Raw genomic sequence first — 7,359 nt, 5'->3', positions numbered from 1 at the left:
GGCACGACCGGCTTCCGAAGGTTTCAACGTCTTCTGAAGTTACGGATTCAGGTGGTAGCTCACCACTGGATCGCTATTTTACTGGCATTTTATTTCCCCTCTCACAATATGAAGATATTGAGGAAAATACTTCCGATAGCGATGATACCCATGCTGCGCAGCCGATAAGGACAGGCAAGCGATACCAGCCACCCTGTTCAGCAGGCATGTCATTTTTTATTACCGGTAAGAAAATACGATTACGCGTGTTTTATTCTGCTTGCTCATTCTCCCCGGAAGATAAAACCAATTATGGGCATATCACCAGCTGGCTAAAAAGCAGCCTTATGGCAGAGGGTGGTGAAGAAATCACCTTCGAGAACCCGAAGCAGCTAACAGGCGTTTATAGCGAAGCCAGGGAGGTCCTTAAAAACCGGGGTAAAATAAATGTTTTATGGCGCCCCCATGGATCAGGTTATATCGTGACCTTGTCATTAACCAATACAGCAAATATCGGTAATGATTTAAACATATTGATGGGGTCTGACTCAGATCCCGATGACCTGGAAGCGTCTGGAGAAATATCAGAGGGCGCTCTGTCAACCCCTTTAGAACAGCCCCCAAATGTCTCAGCCAACACTTCAACAGAACCACTACACAGAAAACCTGAAAAATTTAAAGTAGAGCAATGCCAAAAAGCACTGTTTAATGTCCAGTTCAAATGCATTATTGAAGAGGGGGAGCTACTGCCATACCCGGCAAAAAACAGGTTATTACTGACAGAAGAAGAGCAAGAACTCGAGCTGAGGTATAAAGACAACAAAGTCTATGCCATTGGCCATGGTGTCGCCGTTGACTGGCGAAAAAACCAACAGCAGAAAATGGAAATCAATTCCGACTTCATGCCCACTGTTGAAGTCCCTCAGGTAACGGCAGACACCAGTGAGCCACGCAGCCATACCCTGAGTTTTGCTTATTTATCGAATAAAGATAATCAATCAGACATCATTGGTGAGCTTGAGAGTTTTATTGAAGACTACTCCCAATGGATTGGGGTTCAGTCAGATATCGCTGCCAATGAGGCACCAGACGACCTGGACACAGCAAACCGTATTTTAAATAAAATTATCATCGCCCGCGACCGTATGCGCACTGGTCTTCATGTGCTGAAAAGTAACCATGAAGCCCTTTTAGCATTTGCCATTGCTAACCAGGCCATGCTCAAACAGATGACTTCAACCGAAAAAGGCGAGATTGATTTTTCCAAATATAAATGGCGGCCTTTTCAGCTGGCTTTTGTCCTTATGGTGATGGAGTCTGCCATCAACGAAAACTCTGATTTTCGCGATATCGTGGATTTGATCTGGTTTCCAACCGGTGGTGGGAAAACAGAAGCCTACCTTGGTGTGATGGCCTTTCTCTTTGCCTACCGAAGAATAACAGCACCGGCCAGTGCCAATGGCACCATGGCTATTATGCGCTATACCCTCAGACTGCTGACGGCTCAGCAATTTACCCGGGCATGTAAAGTCATATCTGCATTGGAGTTAATCCGTCGGGAAGACACCAGACTATTAGGCAACACTCCCATCTCAATTGGTTTATGGGTAGGTGCTGCCAGCTCGCCCAATAGTTACAAACAGGCTATTACCGCCCATCAGGAGCAAAAATTCAGTCAGTTTGTTGTTAATGCCTGCCCCTGGTGCGGTGATAAGTTCACTGACAAAAATTATTTCGTTCGTGACAATGATTTTAAATTCACCTGTCTGAATAATCAGTGTGAGTTTGGCTCAGCTGACAATAATCAGCTGCCCTACCAGGTGGTAGATGAAGCCTTATATGAAAAACCACCTACATTGCTGATTGCCACTGTTGACAAGTTCGCCAGGCTGGCATGGGAGGAACGGGCAGCAATATTTTTTGGCGGACAACAGAATAAACCACCCGAACTGATCATTCAGGATGAGTTACACCTGATATCCGGAGCATTAGGTTCAATCGTTGGCATTTACGAACTGGGTATTGACGCTTTGCTCACCCAGCGGGGAGTTGCCCCCAAATACATTGCGTCAACGGCCACCATCCGCAATGCTGACAAACAGGTGAAGACACTATTTGCAAGAGATATGGCGGTTTTCCCTCCAGCAGGTCTGCGTTACCAAGACTCCTATTTTGCACGAACCATTCCACTCAGCGAAAAACCCGGGCGACTCTATTTAGGCTATCTCGCCTTTAACCTGCCGAAAAACAAATCCCTGGCTCCCCTGGCGGGCCTGTTACTTTCAGCCCCGATGGCACTCTTTCGATATCAAGAAGAATTCAAAGATTGTTGGTGGACTCAACTGATCTATCACGGCAGTTTGAAAGGTGTTGCCAATAGCCGTTCTGTTTACCAGAGCAGCGCAGACAAATTCTTCACACTGTTTTCCAGCGAGCAACTCTATCAGGAACTGGAAAATGAAGCACCCGGCATCATGGCCAGTAAACTTCCCGCTGAAGCAGAGGGTTTCCTCCATCAGGTAGCGGGGCATGACGCTCTCACAGAAAACGTTAAACAGTATTTTCCGCTGCGAAACGCCAAAATTGAGACCATAACCAGCCAGAAAAGTGCTGAAGAAAACGCCCATGTTTTCGATGCGCTCACTTTAAACTACGAAAAAAACAACGCCATTGATGTCGCCCTGGCAACCAATATGGTTTCAGTCGGCCTTGATGTAGCCCGCTTAGCCTTAATGGTCATCAACGGCCAGCCCCTGACAACCGCCGAATATATTCAGGCCAGCAGTCGTGTTGGTCGTAAAGATGTGCCGGGGATCGTCATTACCAATTACTACAAAAGCCAGGCCCGGAGCCTGTCTCACTATGAAAACTTCAGGTCATACCATGACTCTTTTTATAAGTACGTGGAGCCATCAAGCCTGACCCCCTTTACCTTCCAGGTAAGAAAACGGGCATTACACGCTGCCATCATTCTGGCTGCACGCCACAGTAACATTGGTCTGCTGGGCAACGACACGGCCAGTGATTTCAATCTACACTCGCCAGCTGTCAAGGCACTGATTGATCACATCAAAATCAGGGCATCAAAAGCCATTGGCGACCAGGACGTTGAAAGTAAGGTGTTCAGCCATATTGACCAGATCGTGACAGAGTGGCAGGCCCACGTCGAAAGAGCCAAGTCAGAGCGGCAATCATTAAGATATTCTTCCAGGGACCGGTCTTATCAGAGTCTGCTTTATCGATTTGGTGACGATAAGAAACCGGGAGCTTGGCCCACGCTGGACTCCATGCGCAATGTTGAAAATAGCGCCCTGATCAAACATACAAAAAACGTCAAATTATGAATCAACTTGAAAAGTACAGTCCGGTGAGATTGTCCCACCTGATATCTTATTCAGGTATAGGTGCTATTTTTCGCAATGTTAACGACCAGTTAATGGTAATTTGCGACACCCGATTCTGGACTGATCGCAACGGTAAGGTGACAGCGCCTCTTCTGCCCTATGTAGAAAGGATAAAAGCATCTTTGCAGATACATAAGGATTTAAGAACGCCACCTGTTGCCAAAACAGAAGAAAACGATCAGGTGCTTGGTGGCACGATACCTGCGGTATTATTTCCCAAGTGGACGGTATGTCCATACTGTAACATTCTTAACTATCACCCGTGGCACAACACGGAAGGCTCGCTACCGGGCAAACCACACTGCACAGAATGCTCGAAAAAACCACTCTTGCAGCAAGTTAGCTGGTGTGCTGTCAGCAATGAAGGGTATCTCAGTGAGGTACCCTGGCATTGGATTTGCCACAAGAATAGCCCAACAAAAGACAGTTGCAGAAATGACTACAGCCAAAATTACCTCAAGCTTGCGGTAGCCAATGATGGCAAACGCATCATTAAATGCATGAAAAAGAATTGTCATGCTGAGCACGCATTTGAAGAAATGCCACTGAAGAATCTCTATCGCATTCAGCCATGGCTGCCGGATAAACCAGCCACGGCAGAAAAAAAATCTGCTCGAGTCATGGAAGTGAACGACCCGCTGGTCTACCTGCCACACACCGATTCAGGCCTGGTTATTCCACCGGAGTCCCGAAAAAATGGCGACACACCAACGAATCGTCTTCTAAATGCTACTGAGCAGTTGCGGGAAATTCAAGCTATCTCACGGGAAATGATACGCAAAGGTAAAATCAAGGCCCTTGCCAGAGAGCTTGACTGCTCAGAAGACGATATCCGACAGGCAATGATTGATATGGATGCGCCACAAGCCAACCCTGAAATTAATCTGACCCCTGGCCAGCTTCTGCCGGACGAATATAACGCACTGCTGACACCACTGGATTTTGATGAAAGCGAAGATTTTGTAACCCGTCATAAAACGGCGGAATGGCAAAACCTTGCCTCTAACGTCGATGGCGATACCCGACTGCTAATGGCTTTGATCGATAATCTGGTGGTAGTGGATCGCCTGAGGCAAATACAGGTATTTTTAGGGTTTACCCGGGGAGAAATGGGAGGAGAACCCACTACCGATAGTCAGGATGAAAAACAGCAGATGATCCCCCCCGATATCACAGGAGAAGCTGACTGGATTCCGGCTATAGAACTGTTTGGTGAAGGGGTATTTATCACGCTGAACGAGCAATGGCTGAAGAAGTGGGAAACAGAGCATGCCATCAAATTGCGGGCCCGGGAGCTTTCTGAGCGATACGAAAATACCGCCGATGTTCCCACAATCAACCATCTGGAGGCAGTAACTCCCCGCTTCCTGCTGCTGCACACATTTGCCCATTTACTGATTCGCGAATTGGAGGCAACCGGTGGTTACCCTGCCGCCTCATTAAAGGAGCGCATCTACACCTCAAATGCATCTACCACTATGTCGGGGATTTTAATTTACACCGCTGTCGCCGATGTAGCAGGCTCCCTTGGAGGCATTGTCGAAAGTGCTGAACCATTAGCCTTTTTATCATTGTTAGAAGGTGCACTGAAACACGCTCAGTGGTGCTCCCTTGACCCGGTGTGTTCAGAGCACGAGGGCCAGGGACCGGGCTGGCTGAACCGGGCTGCCTGTCATGCCTGTGCGCTAGTACCGGAAACCAGTTGTTCATACAACAATGTATTTTTGGATCGAACTTTTATTAAGGGAAACCCGGAAGAAAACATTCCAGGACTGCTGGATTTTTTAAGGGATAATTACAGTGGCTAAACGAACTTTTAAATTACCTGAACTGCATGAGTTGACTGAAGAACAACTCAGGGTCAATCGCTTCCCAAAGCATGGTCAATTTTTAGTGGTCGGTGGACCTGGTACCGGAAAATCGGTGGTTGCACTTCTGCGTGCCATGAAGTTCGCCGATGAGGATTATCTGTTTCTAACTTATAACCACGTACTGTCACACTCATCCAGACAGCTGCTGACAGAGGGCGACCTAAAGGCAGATACTGCGACGTCATGGTTTTACAAAACATACTGTGACCGTTATGGACACTATGTTCCGGAAATAAAGGACCGTATTCCAGATTATTCCCGGATCGCAGACAAATATCGACAGGAAAACATTCCAGAACACAGCACTCAACTGATTGTTGATGAGGCTCAAGATATGGGCACGGGTTATTACGAGTGCTTAATGGAGCTTGGTTATACCAATTTCTTTTTATTAGCTGATCAGAACCAGCAAATAACAGAGGACCACTCCAACCGGGTTGAACTGACAGACCTTCTTGGACTCGACACAAGTGAAGTCATAGAGTTGAAGACTAACCACCGTAACAGTACACCGATTGCGCGGCTGGCCAGCCATTTTTATACCGATATATCCAGCCCTCAACCGGAACTGCCTGATCGCCCCTCTATTGACACACCGATCCTATATGAATACAGCAGGGTCGATAGCTGTGTTGAGTTGATCCTCAGGGAAGCGGATAAAGACGACACAAAATTGATTGGTGTTATTGTCCCTTCCGATACCAAGCGAGAAGATTACGTTAACAAGCTCAATAAAATGGAAATCAATCGAGATAATCCAAAACCACTGGTTTCAACTTACTCAAACAGCCACAAAGCTGGTGTCAATATTGATTTTTCAGTGGGTGGCATTGTGGTATTGAACGATAAATCAGTAAAAGGCATTGAGTTTGATACTGTTTTTGTTATTACCGATGGGCTGAAAATCATCAATAACGATCCGGATCTGATAAAAAAAAGACTGTATGTTATGTGCTCCAGGGCCAGGGAAAAACTGGTAATCCTGAAAAGTGCAACTCTGCAAAGCAATGTTATTGAACTTTTCCCCAGGGATGAAAATGTGCTGATCAGGAGTACCCTCTAGATGACAAAATTTTACCTGCCGGTTTGCTCTGAAAATCTGGTCAAGTTTCTCACATATGGATTGATATCTGCCGATAGAACTAAACCATTATCCGAAAGAAATTCTTACGTCGCTGATGCGTTATCCAGTCATAATGGAGAAATCCCATTATTTATTGACAAAGTTCCATCGAGTGAAATCAAGAAAATCAAAGATATTGACAAATATCTTCATGCTGCCATTCTCGAAATCGATATCAAAAAAATAACAAGTGGTTCTTTCAGAACAAATAATGACACATCCGGTACATTTCCGTTATCAAAAATGGATAACAAAGAGATCAAACGGATAAGCATCGTCGGGCCGATACCTGCCACGCTCATTAATGTGGTTTATTTTGCAGACCAGGAAGCAAAGGATGACTTTGTAACAAACTTCAAGTCGGCAAACATAGCGCCACCAAAAAAGATAATGCTCTGGAAAAAAAATTTATTGGATCATTCTGATGAAGCGGAAAAAGACCTTCTGCGTCAGAGTGCAACGGAAGATGCTCTACCAGCTGAGGTCATAACACCTCAAATAGAACTGACCGCGGAACACTGGCACAAAGTAAGCGCCTATGGTGGTGCATTAGCACTGGCTTTTTCAGCGTCTAAAAATGGTCAAAAATCCACTGATGATTTCAATGCGCTGGCATCCAAACCCTACTTTAAAAACAGTGCAATCAATCACTGGAATGCCGGGGATGATTTTTCTTTTATCAGTAACTTTCTCTTATCCAGCCCGAGCCAAACTGAATATGACTCTGCTGATTTCAAAACACAGCTATACTCAGGAATCTTAAATGTAATTTGCTCAGCAGATGAAGACAAAGCCACAAAAGAACTCGTACATTTTTTGACCTCCGGGGAGTTCAATAGCTTTGGTGAAAAATTTGTAAAATTCGCGAACAGCATAGCCAGTGTTATTGATGGAATTCACCAGACACAATACGCAGGAAAGCCCTCTGAACAGGGCGACAGAATCGGTCGAACGATCATCCCGATAATAGGATATTTAGCTA

The 7,359-nt window shown here is 45.7% G+C and carries 4 protein-coding genes; all 4 read left to right on the top strand.

The window, feature by feature from the left end:
• A partial coding sequence (locus KDK14_RS17735; protein ID WP_257266524.1) for a helicase-related protein occupies nt 1–3,323 on the top strand: 3,323 nt, incomplete at its 5' end.
• Nucleotides 3,320–5,191, top strand: a complete 1,872-nt coding sequence (gene drmB, locus KDK14_RS17730; RefSeq protein WP_257266523.1) for a DUF1998 domain-containing protein — start codon at nt 3,320–3,322, stop codon at nt 5,189–5,191. The genes KDK14_RS17735 and drmB, both read left to right, overlap by 4 nt.
• Nucleotides 5,184–6,317 (top strand): DUF2075 domain-containing protein, encoded by a 1,134-nt coding sequence (locus KDK14_RS17725; RefSeq protein WP_257266522.1) that lies wholly within the window; start codon nt 5,184–5,186, stop codon nt 6,315–6,317. Before drmB ends, KDK14_RS17725 begins: the two co-directional genes overlap by 8 nt.
• Nucleotides 6,318–7,359 (top strand): hypothetical protein (locus KDK14_RS17720; RefSeq protein WP_257266521.1); only part of this gene is annotated, 1,042 nt, incomplete at its 3' end.

The sequence above is a fragment of the Endozoicomonas sp. ONNA2 genome (genome assembly GCF_024606365.1).
Lineage (GTDB): Bacteria > Pseudomonadota > Gammaproteobacteria > Pseudomonadales > Endozoicomonadaceae > Endozoicomonas.
Note: the sequence above shows the minus strand (reverse complement) of the source record. Positions and strands in the feature narration are given on the sequence as shown.